Source organism: Bradyrhizobium sp. HKCCYLRH3073, from assembly GCF_051167995.1.
Lineage (GTDB): Bacteria > Pseudomonadota > Alphaproteobacteria > Rhizobiales > Xanthobacteraceae > Bradyrhizobium.
The window spans coordinates 480,702-497,003 of record NZ_JBNPUD010000002.1; the positions used below are offsets into that span (position 1 = coordinate 480,702).

Annotated in this window: 13 protein-coding genes; 4 read left to right on the forward strand and 9 right to left on the reverse strand. The window is 65.2% G+C overall.

Annotated elements, in window-relative coordinates:
* From ACQR1X_RS06080 to ACQR1X_RS06090, 3 genes are read left to right on the forward strand one after another with little or no spacing between them, the layout of a single operon-like run.
* Positions 1-1,113, forward strand: coding sequence for a microcin C ABC transporter permease YejB (locus tag ACQR1X_RS06080; RefSeq protein WP_315805766.1), 1,113 nt, complete (start codon positions 1-3; stop codon positions 1,111-1,113).
* Positions 1,113-2,291 (forward strand): ABC transporter permease, encoded by a 1,179-nt coding sequence (locus ACQR1X_RS06085; RefSeq protein ID WP_315805767.1) that lies wholly within the window; start codon positions 1,113-1,115, stop codon positions 2,289-2,291. The genes ACQR1X_RS06080 and ACQR1X_RS06085 overlap by 1 nt, the downstream gene beginning before the upstream one ends.
* A gap of 5 nt (positions 2,292-2,296) precedes the next feature.
* Positions 2,297-3,934, forward strand: a complete 1,638-nt coding sequence (locus ACQR1X_RS06090; protein ID WP_315805768.1) for an ABC transporter ATP-binding protein — start codon at positions 2,297-2,299, stop codon at positions 3,932-3,934.
* 219 nt (positions 3,935-4,153) lie between these two features.
* Here the strand turns inward: ACQR1X_RS06090 and ACQR1X_RS06095 are convergent, their stop codons facing one another.
* From ACQR1X_RS06095 to ACQR1X_RS06105, 3 genes are all read right to left on the reverse strand, one after another.
* Positions 4,154-5,170 (reverse strand): DUF4268 domain-containing protein, encoded by a 1,017-nt coding sequence (locus ACQR1X_RS06095; protein WP_316238183.1) that lies wholly within the window; start codon positions 5,168-5,170, stop codon positions 4,154-4,156.
* A 1,100-nt stretch (positions 5,171-6,270) separates the two neighbouring features.
* Positions 6,271-7,110, reverse strand: coding sequence for an NlpC/P60 family protein (locus ACQR1X_RS06100; protein ID WP_434898510.1), 840 nt, complete (start codon positions 7,108-7,110; stop codon positions 6,271-6,273).
* Positions 7,103-8,485: a leucyl aminopeptidase family protein gene (locus ACQR1X_RS06105; RefSeq protein WP_434898511.1), complete on the reverse strand. Its 1,383-nt coding sequence runs from the start codon at positions 8,483-8,485 to the stop codon at positions 7,103-7,105. The genes ACQR1X_RS06100 and ACQR1X_RS06105 overlap by 8 nt, the downstream gene beginning before the upstream one ends.
* A 193-nt stretch (positions 8,486-8,678) precedes the next feature.
* Between ACQR1X_RS06105 and ACQR1X_RS06110 the strand changes: the two genes are divergently transcribed.
* The gene (locus ACQR1X_RS06110) at positions 8,679-9,485 is read left to right on the forward strand and encodes a tetratricopeptide repeat protein (RefSeq protein WP_315804691.1); all 807 of its coding nucleotides are present in this window, start codon (positions 8,679-8,681) and stop codon (positions 9,483-9,485) included.
* A gap of 25 nt (positions 9,486-9,510) precedes the next feature.
* On the opposite strand, the gene ACQR1X_RS06115 is transcribed toward ACQR1X_RS06110, so the two are convergent.
* The 6 genes from ACQR1X_RS06115 to ACQR1X_RS06140 all read right to left on the reverse strand — a co-directional run bounded on the left by ACQR1X_RS06115 (position 9,511) and on the right by ACQR1X_RS06140 (position 16,296).
* A complete protein-coding gene (locus tag ACQR1X_RS06115) occupies positions 9,511-10,752 on the reverse strand; it encodes a Zn-dependent hydrolase (protein ID WP_434898512.1) in 1,242 nt (413 codons plus the stop codon).
* 84 nt (positions 10,753-10,836) lie between these two features.
* On the reverse strand, positions 10,837-11,811 hold the full coding sequence (locus ACQR1X_RS06120; protein WP_315753445.1) for a type II secretion system F family protein: 975 nt from the start codon (positions 11,809-11,811) through the stop codon (positions 10,837-10,839).
* A gap of 8 nt (positions 11,812-11,819) precedes the next feature.
* Positions 11,820-12,794: a type II secretion system F family protein gene (locus ACQR1X_RS06125; protein ID WP_315804693.1), complete on the reverse strand. Its 975-nt coding sequence runs from the start codon at positions 12,792-12,794 to the stop codon at positions 11,820-11,822.
* An 11-nt stretch (positions 12,795-12,805) separates the two neighbouring features.
* Positions 12,806-14,269, reverse strand: coding sequence for a CpaF family protein (locus ACQR1X_RS06130; protein ID WP_316177231.1), 1,464 nt, complete (start codon positions 14,267-14,269; stop codon positions 12,806-12,808).
* A gap of 21 nt (positions 14,270-14,290) precedes the next feature.
* Positions 14,291-15,559, reverse strand: coding sequence for an AAA family ATPase (locus ACQR1X_RS06135; RefSeq protein WP_315804695.1), 1,269 nt, complete (start codon positions 15,557-15,559; stop codon positions 14,291-14,293).
* The gene (locus ACQR1X_RS06140) at positions 15,556-16,296 is read right to left on the reverse strand and encodes a CpaD family pilus assembly protein (RefSeq protein WP_316177233.1); all 741 of its coding nucleotides are present in this window, start codon (positions 16,294-16,296) and stop codon (positions 15,556-15,558) included. Before ACQR1X_RS06140 ends, ACQR1X_RS06135 begins: the two co-directional genes overlap by 4 nt.
* Between the last annotated feature and the right edge of the window lie 6 nt (positions 16,297-16,302).

Below are 16,302 nucleotides of genomic sequence, written 5' to 3' on the forward strand. Positions count from 1 at the left end.
ATGGCCGCCTATATCGCCCGTCGCATCCTGCTGATGCTCCCGACCCTGCTCGGGATCCTCTTCATCTCCTTCGTCGTGGTGCAGTTCGCGCCGGGCGGCCCGGTCGAGCGCGTCATCGCGCAACTGACCGGCGCCGACACCGGCGGCACCTCGCGCATCTCGGGCGGCAGTGGTTCGGATTTCGGCGCGCGGCCGCCGGGACAGGTGGGATCCGGCGGCGAACTGAACTCGAAATATCGCGGTGCGCAGGGGCTCGATCCCGCCTTCATCAAGCAGCTCGAAAAGCAGTTCGGCTTCGACAAGCCGGCGCCGGAGCGGTTCGCGCTGATGGTGTGGAATTTCGCGCGCTTCGATTTCGGCAAGAGCTATTTCCGCGACACGAGCGTGCTGCAGCTCATCAAGGAGAAGCTGCCGGTGTCGATGTCGCTCGGCATCTGGATGACCCTGCTGACCTACCTGATCTCGATCCCGCTGGGGATCCGCAAGGCGGTGCAGGACGGCTCGCGCTTCGACGTCTGGACCTCGGCCGTGATCATCATCGGCTACGCCATTCCGGGCTTCCTGTTCGCGATCCTGCTCATCATCCTGTTCGCTGGCGGCTCGTTTCTCAACATCTTCCCGCTGCGCGGGCTGACGTCGGATGGCTGGTCGGACTTCCCGTGGTACTGGAAGATCATCGACTATTTCTGGCATCTCACTTTGCCGCTGGTATCGATGGCGCTCGGCGCCTTCGCGACCATGACGCTGCTGACCAAGAACTCGTTCCTCGACGAGATCCGCAAGCAATATGTCATGACCGCGCGCGCCAAGGGCTGCAGCGAGAACCAGGTTCTGTACGGCCACGTGTTCCGCAACGCCATGCTGATCGTGATCGCCGGCTTTCCAGGCACCTTCATCAACGCCTTCTTCTCCGGCTCGCTGCTGATCGAGACCATCTTCTCGCTGGATGGGCTCGGCCTGCTCTCGTTCGAGAGCATTCTCAATCGTGATTATCCCGTTGTGTTCGGCAATCTCTTCATCTTTTCGCTGCTCGGCCTCGCGATCAACCTGATCTCGGATCTGACCTACATGTGGATCGATCCGCGGATCGACTTCGAGGCGCGGGAGGTCTGATGACGATCACAGCCACCCCTCCGGTCGAGACCAAGGCGCAGGCCCCGCTCGGCGAGGCCGTGCCGCCGACGCGGCACCGCTTCCGGCCGTCGCCGCTCAATCAGCGCCGCTGGCAGAACTTCAAGGCCAACCGCCGCGGCTACTGGTCGCTGTGGATCTTCCTGTTCCTGTTCGTGGTGTCGCTGTTCGCCGAGCTGATCGCCAATGATCGGCCGTTCCTGATCAAGTTCGACGGCCACCTGTACTTCCCGGCGTTCGTCACCTATCCGGAAACGGCATTCGGTGGCGACTTCGAGACCGCCGCGGACTATCGTGATCCGTATCTGCAGAAGCTGATTGCGGACAAGGGCGGCACGGTGATCTGGCCGCTGGTCCGCTACTCCTACGCCACGCACAATCTCGATCTGCCGACGCCGGCGCCATCGCCGCCGACCTGGATGCTGACGGAGGCACAGTGCAAATCCGTGGTCGAGAAGAAGGGGCTGAAGAGCTGCCGGGATCTCGAATACAACTGGCTCGGCACCGACGACCAGGGCCGCGACGTCGTCGCACGGCTGATCTACGGCTTCCGCATCTCCGTTTTGTTCGGCCTGTCGCTGACGTTCTTCTCCTCGATCATCGGCATCGCCGCCGGCGGCGTGCAGGGTTATTTCGGCGGCTGGGTCGATCTGTTGTTCCAGCGCTTCATCGAGATCTGGAACGCGATTCCCTATCTCTATCTGCTCCTGATCCTGTCGGCGGTGCTGGTGCCCGGCTTCTTCACGCTGCTCGGGATCATGCTGCTGTTCTCTTGGGTCTCGCTGGTCGGCCTGGTGCGCGCTGAATTCCTGCGCGGCCGCAATTTCGAGTACATCCAGGCGGCGCGCGCGCTCGGCGTCTCCAACGCCGTCATCATGGTCCGCCATCTCCTGCCGAACGCGATGGTCGCGACCATGACCTTCCTGCCCTTCATCGTGTCGAGCTCGGTGATGACCCTGACCGCGCTCGACTTCCTCGGCTTTGGCCTGCCGCCGGGATCGCCGTCGCTGGGCGAGATGCTGTCGCAGGCCAAGTCCAACGTGCAGGCGCCGTGGCTCGGTCTCACCGGCTTCTTCTCGGTCGCGATCATGCTGTCGCTCTTGATCTTCATCGGCGAGGCCGTGCGCGACGCGTTCGATCCGCGCAAGACGTTCAGGTGACCGACATGGATGCGATCAGCCAGCCGCTGCTTTCGGTCAGCGATCTCTCGGTGGCCTTCCACCAGCAGGGCCGCCTGTCGACCGCCGTCGACCACGTCTCGTTCGACATCAAGCGCGGCGAGTGCGTCGCCCTGGTCGGCGAGTCCGGCTCGGGCAAGTCGGTCAGCGCGCTGTCGGTGCTGAAGCTGCTGCCCTATCCGGTCGCCTCGCATCCGTCGGGCAGCATCCGCTTCAAGGGCCGCGATCTGCTGCCGCTGTCGGAAGGCGAGATGCGCGGCATCCGGGGCAGCGACATCTCCATCATCTTCCAGGAGCCGATGACCTCGCTCAATCCGCTGCACACGATCGAGCGGCAGATCAGCGAGATTCTGCATCTGCACCGACCGATCTCGAACGGCGCGGCGCGGGCGCGCGTGCTCGAACTGCTGACGCAAGTCGGCATCCCCGAGCCGGAGACGCGGCTCGGCAGCTATCCGCATCAGCTCTCCGGCGGCCAGCGCCAGCGCGTGATGATCGCGATGGCGCTCGCCAACGAGCCCGATCTGCTGATCGCCGACGAGCCGACCACCGCGCTCGACGTCACCGTGCAGGCGCAGATCCTGGCGCTGCTCGCCGACATCCGCGCCCGGCTCGGCATGAGCCTGCTGTTCATCACCCATGACCTCGGCATCGTCCGCCGCATCGCCGATCGTGTCTGCGTCATGAACGGTGGCAAGATCGTCGAGCAGGGTCCGGTCGAGCAGGTGTTCACCGCGCCGTCGCATCCCTACACCAGGGCGCTCCTCGCCGCCGAGCCGAAGCCGGACCCCGCGCCGCCGCGGCCCGACGCACCGGTGGTGATGCAGGCCAAGGATCTCAAGGTCTGGTTTCCGATCAAGCGCGGCCTGTTCCGCTCCACCGTCGGCCACATCAAGGCGGTCGACGGCGTCAGCATCGCCGTGCGCAAGGGCGAGACGCTCGGCGTGGTCGGCGAGTCCGGCTCCGGCAAGACCACGCTGGGGCTGGCGCTGCTGCGGCTGATCTCCTCCGACGGTCCGATCGTGTTCCTTGGCAACGAGATCCAGGGGCTGACCTTCAAGCAGGTGCGCCCGTTCCGCCGCGACATGCAGATCGTCTTTCAGGACCCGTTCGGCGCGCTCAGTCCGCGCATGTCGGTCGGCGACATCATCGCCGAGGGCCTGAGCGTGCATCAGCCTGACCTGTCGGAGGAGCAGTCCGAGGCGAAGGTCGTCAAGGCGCTCACCGATGTCGGGCTCGATCCGGAGACGCGCTTCCGCTATCCGCACGAGTTCTCCGGCGGCCAGCGCCAGCGCATCTCGGTGGCGCGCGCCGTCGTGCTTGAGCCGAGCTTCGTCGTGCTGGACGAGCCGACCTCGGCGCTCGACATGCTGTTCCAGTCGCAGATGGTTGAGCTGTTGCGCGAGCTGCAGCGCAAGCGCGAGCTGACCTACATGTTCATCTCGCACGACCTCCGCGTCGTTGCCGCCCTCGCCAGCCATCTCATCGTGATGCGCCATGGCAAGGTGGTGGAGGAGGGGCCGGCCGCGCAATTGTTCAAGGCGCCGAAGACCGACTACACCCGCGCACTGTTCGCGGCCGCGTTCAGGAACGAGACGGCGGGGAATGGGGCGGCAGCGAGCTAGGGGATGGAGCGCGGTCGGTTCGTTCAGCGCTTTGAGACTGAGCGCCTACTGACTTACTGATGAAGCTGGGTAGGCCGTCCTCGATCGGATTCCGATCAGCGAAGCCGGGCAGAGCCTTGAGTACTGTTCTCAGTGGCGTCCCCTTTGGCCCGTTACTCACCCCCATTGGCGCCCGTGCTGGGGACGGAAATTTGACCGGGGAAGACCGAAGCCTGACGGCTAATCGTCCTCTGCTTCCTGTCCGACCGAGCCGGCCTCGCCGCTTGGCCGCATTGACTTCACGCGGGGGACGAAGACTCTCCAGAACCGATTCATCTTGTCGAGCATCCAAGCATGGAGTTCTAGATATTGCTTCTCGTCCGTAGGATTGATGTCCGAACGAAATAGCGCGATGCGCGAGGCCTTTCTCTGGGGGAGCTCCTGCCAATCGAGCTGTTCCCCAAATTCTGCGTCAATTGTCTGCTTGTCCGCGAGCAAAGTGCGAAAGACGGCCTTCTCTACGTCGTTGTAGACGTACAGCTCGACCCCGATTCTCTCTTTGTCGGTACTGAACGTGACGGTGATCGGGATTCCAGATCGTCCGGTTGGAAAATTGTAATAGTGTCTACTATTGGGGCGTTTGAGCTGAAATGCCGAGCCATTTTTCTTGAGATACTCAGAAAATGAAGACCAGTAGCCCAGACGAACAGCATCACTCTGCGCTCGAACGGCCCCTGCGACTTGGCGGGTTGCTGTCCGCGCCGATCGAGTCCAGTCGTTCGGACTAGCGATTACGTTGAAGCGAGGAGCCGGCGGCGAATTGCCAATACGCCAGAGTTCAACCTCGACCGCAAAGAATGAAAAGTCCTCGGCGGTGTTCGTGTTGAGCCAATCTATTGCAGCGCGATGATCGGGCTGAATCACCTCGGCAATCCAAATTATGGTCTTTGCTCCTTCAATGCCGGCAAGATAGGTCAGGATTTGTCCTAGATGCTTGTGATCTGTTCGCTCGAATTGGTTCTCGATGATCACGCGATGGTCGTCTTGCTCATCTGCGATGCGCGCAAGAATATCCGCCTTGAAGGCGCCAACCCAGTGTTCAACCGCCTCAACCTCCAGTTCGAGGTTTAAGGCTTTGCCAAGGATCGTAATGGCGTCCGGCTGTGCAAGCCACGGCGTGAAGTTATCGTCCTCAGCTGGCCAAGCCTCTCTAACGGGTACATTCTCAAATTTTCCAAGGGGGATGATGGAATTCATCGTCAGTACTCGCCGTTGCGGTGGTGGTCATCAAATGAGCAGAACGGGAATCAGAATGTCGAATACGTATATCGTACTAATTATCCTGCGGGAATACGAGGGGCTGACGGCAGCTTGCTTCAGTGCGAATTTGGGATTCTTTGGAACAGCCGACCGGGTAGGGGAGTTTTTTAAGCCGAGCCGAGCAGCGCGGATGGAAAAACCAGCAAGGTAGAACCTGCTCTTTAGCTCTTTCATGTGTCGCATGATTGCGAATTGATTTGCCCGACGGGCAGCGTCTGCAAATATCTGTCCAGCCCTCGCGGTTAAAATATTCCGGTTTCTTATTTTCGGAATTCGTGCATACTCCGCCCCGTCCTGCCCCACGAGAGGGACGTACGCGTCGTCACAGGCGTCGGGTGCGGGATGCGATGGCCGCTTTGATGCTGCGTGTGCATGTGCGCACGGACGAACGGCATCAGGCGGGCGACGAAGTCGTGTGGTCCTGGCGCCCCGATGCTGGCGTCAAGGTTGCGGGTCGATGAGCCCGTGGCCGACAGGGGCAAGAACGCCGGTCCCTGGGGAGAGCACGTATAAGACGCAGCCCATCGCGCAGGGGAGGCCGGATGTTCGGCCCGTACCTGTGGTGACTACCGCGTGCTTTCTTGCACGCAACCACGGGTGCGCTCGGCACCCGGCCTTCCCTGCGCCCTCTCATTTTTCGAGGGCGGATGAATGTCGCAGAGCTCGGGCCAGTGAGGCCGCGAGAGTGCTGACGCTTGTCGCCATGCTGTTTGAGATGTGAATCCGACGCAACGCTCGCATCGGCGGGCAACGCGCCATTGCACGCGCAGTTGCAGCAATACTGGTGCTCTCGGCACGCTGCTCATGACTGCGCCCTCGCCCCTTGTGGGAGAGGGCATGTTCGGCGGATCTACGTACTCGGTCGGGTGAGGGGTATCTCTCCGCAATCTCACTCGTAGATACAGACCCCTCACCCGACCGCGCTTGCAGCTCTGTCCTACATGCCCTCTCCCACAAGGGGAGAGGGCGCAGTCACTAGCATCGCGACTCGTTGCGCGATCGCGACATATTGATGTGATGAGCTCGTTTCGCCGTCATCAATTCAGCCGCTTGATCGCGAGCACGTCACTGCCGCTCGCCTTGATGCGGGCAATCGCTTCGCCGATCGGCTCGATCTGCGTGGCCATGTGGAACGCGTTGGCGTGCACGATCGTGTCGGCATCGCTGATGATCGCGACGTGGCCTTTCCAGAAGATGAGATCGCCGCGAGCCGGCTTCTCATCGTCAGCGAGCACGCGTCCGAGCGCCGCCAGCTGCATGTCGCTGTCTCGCGGGCATGCCACGCCGGCAGCATTCAAGGACACCTGCACCAGCCCGGAGCAGTCGATGCCGAGGCTGCTCTTGCCGCCCCAGAGGTAGGGCGTGCCGACGAAGCGCTCGGCGATGGCGACGTAGTCCGGCTCGACATGGTCGAGACCGGCGACGTGCTGCTTCGGGATGAACCAGCCCTCGGCCGTCACGACGAAGCTCGCCTCGTCGCGGACCACCGCGATGGTCGATCCCATCAGCAGCGTCTCGACCGGCGGCAGTTTGATGGATGGCCCGGGGAAGGCGAAGCTGCGGAGCGCGCTGATCCGGCGCGTCGGCGCGGCCGAGGGGGCCGCGAGCGACGCCTCCGGCAGCCAGCCGACATAGCCGTCGCTTGCGAGCTGGCCCCACGCCCATCCCTCGCCATCACGATCGTAGATCGTGACGCGCTCGCCCTTCAGCGCCTGCGTCGCCTGCTCGGCGCCGGAATGCGGCTGCAGCCGCAGTGGCGCGATCGGATCGACGACGACGAGGGTCTCGCCGTCGACGAAGCGCGCAGCCGTCACCTGTCCCTGGAGATGCCTGGCCGCGATATCGCCGCGCGCCGGCGTGAGCCTCGGATCAGCCATAGCGCTCGCTCAAGAGCTTGTAGAGCGCGCGCGCGGCCTGGCACTCGCCGCCCTCGGGGCGGCCGGGCTTGGCCGACGGCGTCCAGGCGAAGATGTCGAGATGCAGCCAGCTCCTGGCGTGCTCGACGAAGCGTTGCAGGAACAGCGCGCAGGTGATCGAGCCGGCGAAGCCGCCCGATGGCGCGTTGTTGATGGTCGCGACCTTGGAGTCGAGCCACGAGTCATACGGCGCCCACAGCGGCATCCGCCACAGCGGATCGTTCTCGGCGGCAGCGCAGCGCGCGACATCGGCGGCGAGCGCCTCGTCCTGGGTGTAGAACGGCGGCAGCTCGGGACCGAGCGCGACGCGCGCCGCGCCGGTCAGCGTGCCCATGTCGATCAGCAGGTCCGGCTTGTCCTCGTCGGCCAGCGCCAGCGCATCGGCGAGGATCAGCCGGCCCTCGGCATCGGTGTTGCCGATCTCGACCGTGATGCCCTTGCGCGACGGAAACACGTCCATCGGACGGAAGGCGTTGCCGGCGACCGCGTTCTCGACCGCCGGAATCAGCACGCGCAGATGCAGCTTGAGCCCGGCGTCCATCACCATCTGCGCCAGCGCCAGCACATTGGCGGCGCCGCCCATGTCCTTCTTCATCAGCAGCATGCTGCTCGACGGCTTCAGGTCGAGCCCGCCGGTGTCGAAGCAGACGCCCTTGCCGACCAGCGTGACCTTGGGATGCGATGCGTCGCCCCAAACCAGCTCGATCAGCCGCGGCGCGCGCGTCGAGGCGCGGCCGACGGCGTGGATCAGCGGATGGTTCTGCTGCAGCAGATCGTCTCCGACGATGCTGGTGAAGCGTGCGCCGAAGCGGTCGGCGACCTGCCTCGCGGCGGCCTCGAGCTCCTCGGGTCCCATGTCGTTCGACGGCGTGTTGACGAGGTCGCGCGCCAATGTCGCCGCGTCGGCCAGGCGGCTCAGCTCGGCGGCGTCGACGCCGTCCGGCGGAACGAGGCGGACCTCCGGCGTCTCGGCCTTGCGGTAGCGGCCGAAGCGGTAGCTGCCGAGCGCAAACGCCAGCGCAGCGAGCCTGCTATCATGCGGCGCATTGGCGAAGCGATAGGTGCCGGCGGGCAGCAGGCCGGGCAGGGCGCCCGGCCGGAACAGGTCACGGTGCTTGGCGTCGTCGTCCTCGATGCCGAACAGCACCTGAGCGATGCGCCCGTCCGCGCCGGGCAGCGCCAGATAGCTGCCGGGCTTGGCGGTGTAGACGTTGGCCTCGGCGAAGTTGCGCGCTTCAGCCGACAGGCTCTCCTTGATCCCCGGCCAGCTCGCCTTCGTCACGAAGGTGATCGGGATGGCGGACGTTGTGGAGGCGGTCTCGAACATCGACGGCATGCCTAATGGTTCCCTAACTGGCGCGCTTGAGCCAGACTTCGCAGAGTTTGAAGGCCGCCGCAATCGCGCCGGGCGCCTCGCCCGCAAGCCGACGCAAATGTGACGGCTGCGCCGGGATCGCGCCATTAACCGGCTGTTAGCGTTAACAGTTTATTGCTGGCGCGTTCAATTCGCCCGGTCGAGTCCAAGTGACATGCGTCAACCGCCTTCCATTCCCCGGCTCCTCGCGTCCGTCGCCTTCGCCGCGCTCGTCGCTGCGGGACTCGGCGGCTGCCAGACCATGTCCGACGTCACGGGCTCGCTAGGCAGTCGCGCCGAGCCGCCGCCCGCGACCCCGCAGCGCGCGGTCGAGGTCTATGGCGAGCGCTACCGCGCCAATCCCAAGGATGCGGCCATTGCCGTCGCCTATGGCCAGGCACTGCGCAACAACGGCCAGCGTGAGCAGGCGGTTGCGGTGCTGGAGCAGGCCACGCTCGCCAACGCCGGCAACAAGACCGTGCTCGCGGCCTATGGCCGAGCGCTGGCCGACAACGGCAATTTCAAGCTCGCATTCGACGTGCTGTCGCGCGCGCATTCGCCCGACAATCCCGATTGGAAGCTGCTGTCGGTGCAGGGCACCGCGCTGGACCAGATGGGCCGCCACGAGGAGGCGCGGCGCTATTACGACAGCGCGCTGAAGATCGTGCCCGGCGAGCCCTCGGTGCTCTCCAATCTCGGCCTGTCCTACATGCTGACGCGGGAGCTGCCGAAGGCCGAGGAGGTGCTGCGCCAGGCCTACGGCTCGCAGCGGGCGGACGCACGGGTGCGTCAGAACCTCGCGCTCGTCGTCGGCCTGCAGGGACGCTTCGCGGAGGCCGAGCAGATCGCGCGGGCCGATCTGCCGCCGGACGAGGCCGCCGCCAACGTCGCCTACCTGAAGCAGATGATCCAGGGGCAGAGCCAAAGCAAGGGCAAGGCGCGCAACGCGGCGCCGATGGCCGCGCTCAATCCGCCGGACTGACGACGTGCCTCGCTGATCGCGGGCCTTATCGTGTGGCGCCCGCCAGCAGGCGGCGGCAGGTATCGACGAACGCGTCGGCGCCGGTGACGATGTCGGCATCGGCGGTGTTCTCGGTCCAGTGATGGCTGATGCCGCCGATCGACGGCACGAACAGCATGCCGGCCGGCATGATGGTCGCGAGCACCTGCGCGTCGTGTCCGGCGCCGCTCGGCATCCGCAGCGACTTGCCGGCGGCGAGATCGCGGCTGGCGGCCTCGACCGCATCCTGGAACGTGCCGTCCATCATGGCTGGCGCGCCGGTACGGATGCGCTCGACGGCGACATGGCAGGGACCTGCGTCTGAAGCCTGCGCAGCCATCTCGCGCAGCAGCTCTTCGAGCCGGTCGACCACGGCGGCATTGTCGTCGCGGATCTGGAACAGCATCTCGGCCTGGCCGGGGATGATGCTCGGTGCGCCCGGATCGAGCGTGATGCGTCCCGTGGTCCACACCGTGCGCGGGCCGCAGGCGGCCGGAAAGCGCGCGTCGATCGCGACGCAGAACTTGGCGAGCGCGAGCCCGGCATCCTTGCGCACCGCCATCCGCGTCGTGCCGGCATGGTTCTGCTCGCCGGTGAAGGTGATGCGGTATTGCCAGATGCCGACGATCGAGGTGACGACGCCGATCCTGAGCTCGCCCGCCTCGAGCGTGTCGCCCTGCTCGATATGAGCTTCGAGATAGCCGATATGCCGGCCGGGCTCGGCCTGCAGGCGCGGCCGTCCGGCAAGGCCCATCTCGGCAAGCGCCTCCCGCAGCGTGCGCGGGCTGCTGCGGTCACGGGCAGCATCGATTTCGGCCTCGCTGACGTCGCCGACATAGGAGCGGCTGCCGAGCATGCTGCCGAAATGGCCCTCCTCGTCGCACCAGGAGGCGACCTCCACCGCACCGACAATAGACGGATCGGGATTGAGCACGCGCGCCGCCTCCAGCGCGTAGACGACGCCGAGCGGGCCGTCGAGCCAGCCAGCCTGATTCTGGCTCTCCAGATGCGATCCGGCCAGCAGCTTGGGGCCGGGCTTGGCGCTGGTGCCCAGCACGTTGCCGATGCCGTCGATATCAGGCGTCAGCTGCGCATCGGGCAGGCGCTCGGCGAGCCAAGCGAGCGATTGACGATGGGCGTCGGAGAAGGTCGGCCGGTGCACGCCGGTCTTGTAGGTGCCGAAGGCGCGCAGTGCGTTCAGATCGGCCAGGACGCGGGCGCCGTCGGCGCGGCGGAGCTTGTCGGACATCAGGCGGAGACCTCGATCATGCTCCGCCTAGCTTCCAGGGTAGAGCCCTGACCGCAAGCGAAATTTCTCGCGAGCGGTCTACGTCTACTGCATGGCCGCGACCTTGATGCCGGTCGGTCCCAGAATGACCACGAACAGCACCGGCAGGAAGAACAGGATCATCGGCACCGTCAGCTTCGGCGGCAGCGCCGCGGCCTTCTTCTCGGCCTCGTTCATGCGCATGTCGCGATTTTCCTGCGCCATCACGCGCAGCGATTGCCCGAGCGGGGTGCCGTAGCGCTCCGATTGCTGGAGCGCGAGGCAGACCGACTTCACGCCCTCGAGGCCGGTGCGGCGGGCGAGGTTCTCATAGGCGACCTTGCGGTCCTGCAGATAGGAGAGCTCCGCGGTGGTCAGCGTGAACTCCTCCGACAATGCGATCGACTGGCTCGAGATTTCGATGGCAACCCTGCGGAAGGCGGCTTCGATGGACATGCCGGATTCGATGCAGATCAGCAGCAGGTCGAGCGCGTCGGGAAACGCGCGCTTGATCGACAGCTGGCGCTTGGAGATCGCATTGCTGAGGAACAGCATCGGCGCCTGCAGGCCGAGATAGGCCATGCCGACGCAGATGCCGATCTTGACCGGCATCGACTTCTGCAGATGCGCGATCACGAAGACGTACAGCACGGACCCGACGAACAGCACCAGCGGCGTCACCAGGCGCGCGAACAGGAAGGTGATGTAGGGCGCCTGGCCGCGGTAGCCCGCCATGATGAGCTTCTCGCGGGCCGCCTCCTGGGCGAGCCATTTGGTGAGGTTGAAATCCTCCACCACGCGAGAGATGAGCTGCTTCGGCGTCTGCCGCAGCGAGACCTTCTCGCCGGCGTTCAACCGCTCGCGCTCGCGCTGCTTGATCCGCTCGCGTTCGCTGGCGACCGCCTTCATGCGCTTGTTCAGGTTCTCGCCTGCGAACAGCGGCATGATCAGCGTATAGACGGTGGCCGTCGCCGCGATGGCGGCGAAGAACATCGTCATGAAGTGCGGGTCGTGCAGCTTGGAGACCAGAATGTCGACCATGGTCCACCTCAGAAATCGAAATTGATCATCTTCTTCATGACCAGGATGCCCATCGACATCCAGATCACGCAGCCGACCAGCATCAGCTGGCCGGTCGGATGGGTCCAGAGCAACGAGATGTACTCGGGCGTGCTCAGATAGACCAGCAGCATCACGATCGGCGGCAGCGATCCGATGATGCCCGCGGACGCCTTGGCCTCCATCGACATCGCCTGGATCTTCTCGCTCATCTTCTTGCGGTCGCGCAGCACCTTCGAGAGGTTGCCGAGCGCCTCGGAGAGATTGCCGCCCGACTTCTGCTGGATCGCGATGACGATGCCGAAGAAGTTGGCTTCGGGAAGCGGCATCCGTTCATAGAGCCGCGCACAAGCCTCGCCGAGCGGCATGCCGATCGCCTGGGTCTCGATGATCCCGAGGAACTCGCTGCGCAAAGGCTCCGGCGCGTCGGCGGCGACGACCTTGATGGATTCGAACAGCGGCAGGCCGGCCTTGATGCCGCGCACGATCACGTCGACGGCGTCCGGCAATGCCGCCAGGAATTTCTTCTCGCGCCGCTTCTTGAGGTAGCCGAGGATCCAGCGCGGCAGACCGAGACCGGCGGCGAAGCCAAGCCCGAGCGCGCCGAGCGGGCCGCCGCCGGCGAAGAAGGCAACGGCGCAGACGACGAAGCCGAGGACACCGGAAACGATCCAGAATTTCTGCACGGTCCAGTCGAGCCCAGCCTGCGAAATCCGCATGTTCAGCGGGACTTTGCTCTGCTTCTGGGCCTTCGCTTCGAGGTCCTTCAGCGAGGATTCGACCTGCTCGCGGCGCGAGCGCTGACTGCGTTCGGCCTGGCGGACCACCGGCTCGGACTTGGCGACGGTGCTACGCCGTTGCTCGGCCTTCCGCTCGCCAGACAGCAGGGGGTAGAGGAACACCCAGGCGATGCCGCCGATCGCGGTGGCGGCGAGGAAGGCAAGGGCGAGAGCCTGCAGCTTCATGGGGTCTCTCCTCAGTCCTTGCTCGCGACTTCGGCGGCGTCGAGCGCAGCCGCAAGCCGCTTCTCTTCGCCGTAGTAGCGCGCGCGCTCCCAGAACCGCGGCCGGCCGATTCCGGTCGAGCGGTGGCGCCCGATGATCTTGCCGTTCGCGTCCTCGCCGATCATGTCGTAGAGGAAGATGTCCTGGGTGATGATGGTGTCGCCTTCCATGCCCATCACCTCGGTGATGTGCGTGATGCGGCGGGAGCCGTCGCGCAGGCGCGCCGCCTGGACGATGACGTCGATCGAGGCGCAGATCATCTCACGGATGGTCCGCGACGGCAGCGAGAAGCCGCCCATTGTGATCATGGATTCGCAGCGGGACAACGCTTCGCGCGGGTTGTTGGCGTGCAGCGTGCCCATCGATCCGTCGTGACCGGTGTTCATGGCCTGCAGCAGGTCGAATGCTTCAGGGCCGCGGACCTCGCCGACGATGATGCGCTCGGGCCGCATACGCAGGCAGTTTCTCACCAGCTCACGCATGGTCACCTGGCCTTCGCCTTCGATGTTGGGCGGGCGGGTTTCGAGGCGAACCACGTGCGGCTGCTGCAGTTGGAGTTCGGCGGCGTCCTCGCAGGTGATGACGCGCTCGTCGTGATCGATGTAGTTGGTCAGACAGTTCAACAACGTGGTCTTGCCCGAACCGGTACCGCCGGAGATCAGCACGTTGCAGCGGACGCGACCGATGATCTGCAGGATCTCCGCGCCCTCCGGCGAAATCGCGCCGAACTTGACCAGCTGATCGAGGGTCAGCTTGTCCTTCTTGAACTTACGAATGGTGAGCGCGGGGCCGTCGATCGCCAGCGGCGGAACGATGGCGTTGACGCGCGAGCCGTCGGCGAGACGCGCGTCGCAGATCGGCGAGGATTCGTCGACGCGGCGGCCGACCTGGCTGACGATGCGCTGGCAGATGTTCAGGAGCTGCTGGTTGTCGCGGAACCGGATGCCCGTGCGCTGGATCTTGCCGTTGACTTCGATGAAGACCGTGCCGGCACCGTTGACCATGATGTCGGCGATGTCGTCGCGCGACAGCAGCGGCTCCAGCGGGCCATAGCCGAGCACGTCGTTGCAGATATCGTCGAGCAGCTCTTCCTGCTCGGCGATCGACATCACGATATTCTTGATCGCGATGATCTCGTTGACGATGTCGCGGATTTCCTCGCGCGCGGATTCGCCGTCGAGCTTGGCCAGCTGAGCGAGATCGATCGCTTCGATCAGCGCTCCGAAGATCGTCGCCTTGACCTGATAGTAACTGTCCGAGCGCCGGGCCTCGACAACCGGTGGCGGCGGCGGCGGAGCCTGCCGGGTCGGAGCCAGAGGTGGCGACGGCACGGCCGGAGCCGCCGCGCGTGGCGCAGCCGGCGCCGGCTCGGGCGCCGGCGCGGCCGGCCTGAGGGCCCTGGTATCGTTGTCCAATCCGCTACGCTTACCAAACACGACTTAGAACTCCACGCGTGCTTACTTCGCCCTCAGCTTGTCCAGCAGAGGCGACAGGAAGGAGCCTTTCGGCTTCTTTGTCTCGCTGCGGCCGGTGAGCCGCTGCGCGATCTGGAGAAACATCTCCGTCGTCCGATGGCTGGGCGACATTTCCGCAATCATCTGGCCGTTGTTGGCGGCCGCGCCGAAGATCTGCGGCTCGAACGGGATCGTTGCGATCGGTGGGCTTTCGATCGCCTTGGCGAACTCGCTCGCATTGATCTCGGGTCGCTTGGGAACGCCGACCTGGTTCAAGCAGTAGAGCGGCATGCGATCGTTCGGCCGGGCGGCCTTGAGGAGATCGAACATGTTCTTGGTGTTGCGCAGCGAGGCGAGATCCGGCGCCGCGACGATCAGGATGTCGTCCGCGGAGATCAGCGCCCGCTTGGTCCAGCCTGCCCATTGATGCGGAACATCGAGCACGATGCAGGGCATCGAGGCCCGCAGCGTGTCGAACACCGCATCGAATGCCTCAGCGCCGAAATCATAGACCCGGTCGAGCGTCGCAGGCGCGGCCAGCAGGCTCAGATGATCGGTGCATTTCGACAACAGCCGGTCCATGAAGGCGATGTCGATCCGGTCCGGTGAGAACACGGCGTCCGCGATGCCCTGCGCAGGATCCTGGTTGTAGTCGAGGCCGGCGGTGCCGAACGCCAAATCAAGATCTGCCACCACGGAGTCCATCGCCAGGTCGCGCGCGATCGCCCAGGCGATGTTATGGGCCAGGGTCGAGGCTCCGACGCCGCCCTTGGCGCCGACGACGGCAATGATGCGCCCGACGGCCTTGGCTTCCGGCGCCGAGAACAGGTTGCAGATCGAGCGGACGACGTCGATCGGCGTCACTGGCGACAGCACATAGTCGCTGACGCCGCGACGAACCAGCTCGCGATACAGCGTGACGTCGTTGACGCGGCCGATCACGACGACGCGCGTGCCGGGGTCGCAAACCGTAGCGAGCTGATCCAGGCCGGCCAGGATGTCGGTGCGTGCATCCGTCTCCAGGATGATGACGTTCGGGGTCGGGGCAGACCGGTAGGCCTCGATCGCGGCCGCCATGCCACCCATCTGAACCTTCAGATGGGCCTTGCCGAGGCGCCGGTCCTCACCGGCGGCCTGAACCGTCGCGGCGGTTTCCACCGTCTCACAGAACGCCTGCACGGACACGCGCGGCGCGGGCGCGATGTGATCGTCGGCCGGCGGCGGCACGACGTCAGGCTGCTCCTCTTGGGTCTGTCGGGCGTAGCTGATCATTTGCCTGTGTCGCTGAGTTTGGCCTTGTCGGCCTCTGGATACGTGATCGCGGTTGATTGTCCCTTGCGATATTTGTCGAATAACGCCGTGCGCCGGGTGGTATAGGACGGCGTTTCGGATCGCGGCTGCACGAGATCCGACGGGTTTGCGACCATTGCCGCCATGTTGCGCTGGTAGGCGCAGCCGTAGTTCCAGTCAGGCTTGTTGTCGAACCAGTTCTTGTTCTTGATCGACGGCCCGAGGTCGTCCGGCCAGAGCCCGCAGGGCCCCGCCGTGGCCGACAGTTTTGGATAGCTCAGCCGGATCGCGGCCATCTGGCGCGGGTCCTTCGGCTGATAGTTGCGTACGGTGATGCCGTGCGGCGGGACTCCGGCGGCCGCCAGCAGGGAGTGGATCTCCCGCATCGAGTCGGCGGCCGCCCGTGCGTTGGGGGTGCCGCTCGGCACGTCGGCGCTGATCGCGCCCGTGCCTTGGCGAATCCAGCTCTGCGCCAGTCCCATCACGTCGGCGCGCTGCTCGGCCGTCAGGCCGCCACGGCCCTGGCCGACGAAGACGACCAGGGAGTCCGGGGCCTCCTGGATCGCGATCGGGTGGCGTAGCCGGTAGTCGTCGGGGATGCTGGCCGTGACGGCCGGATCTCTGCGGAAGTTGCAAGCGCCGAGCAGGACCGCTGCGCCGGCCAGGGCCACGGCAAGTTGCAGTCGGCGGTGTCGAGCGGGGCTGGGTTTCGTGGTCATCGTTGC

Excerpts from the sequence above, each read along its gene's own strand:
- ACQR1X_RS06080 (WP_315805766.1), top strand. The coding sequence starts at position 1 with ATGGCCGCCTATATCGCCCGTCGCATCCTGCTGATGCTCCCGACCCTG.
- ACQR1X_RS06125 (WP_315804693.1), bottom strand. The coding sequence starts at position 12,794 with ATGAAGCTGCAGGCTCTCGCCCTTGCCTTCCTCGCCGCCACCGCGATC.
- ACQR1X_RS06135 (WP_315804695.1), bottom strand. The coding sequence starts at position 15,559 with ATGATCAGCTACGCCCGACAGACCCAAGAGGAGCAGCCTGACGTCGTG.
- ACQR1X_RS06095 (WP_316238183.1), bottom strand. The coding sequence starts at position 5,170 with ATGAATTCCATCATCCCCCTTGGAAAATTTGAGAATGTACCCGTTAGA.
- ACQR1X_RS06115 (WP_434898512.1), bottom strand. The coding sequence starts at position 10,752 with ATGTCCGACAAGCTCCGCCGCGCCGACGGCGCCCGCGTCCTGGCCGAT.
- ACQR1X_RS06085 (WP_315805767.1), top strand. The coding sequence starts at position 1,113 with ATGACGATCACAGCCACCCCTCCGGTCGAGACCAAGGCGCAGGCCCCG.
- ACQR1X_RS06140 (WP_316177233.1), bottom strand. The coding sequence starts at position 16,296 with ATGACCACGAAACCCAGCCCCGCTCGACACCGCCGACTGCAACTTGCC.
- ACQR1X_RS06100 (WP_434898510.1), bottom strand. The coding sequence starts at position 7,110 with ATGGCTGATCCGAGGCTCACGCCGGCGCGCGGCGATATCGCGGCCAGG.
- ACQR1X_RS06105 (WP_434898511.1), bottom strand. The coding sequence starts at position 8,485 with ATGCCGTCGATGTTCGAGACCGCCTCCACAACGTCCGCCATCCCGATC.
- ACQR1X_RS06090 (WP_315805768.1), top strand. The coding sequence starts at position 2,297 with ATGGATGCGATCAGCCAGCCGCTGCTTTCGGTCAGCGATCTCTCGGTG.
- ACQR1X_RS06120 (WP_315753445.1), bottom strand. The coding sequence starts at position 11,811 with ATGGTCGACATTCTGGTCTCCAAGCTGCACGACCCGCACTTCATGACG.
- ACQR1X_RS06110 (WP_315804691.1), top strand. The coding sequence starts at position 8,679 with ATGCGTCAACCGCCTTCCATTCCCCGGCTCCTCGCGTCCGTCGCCTTC.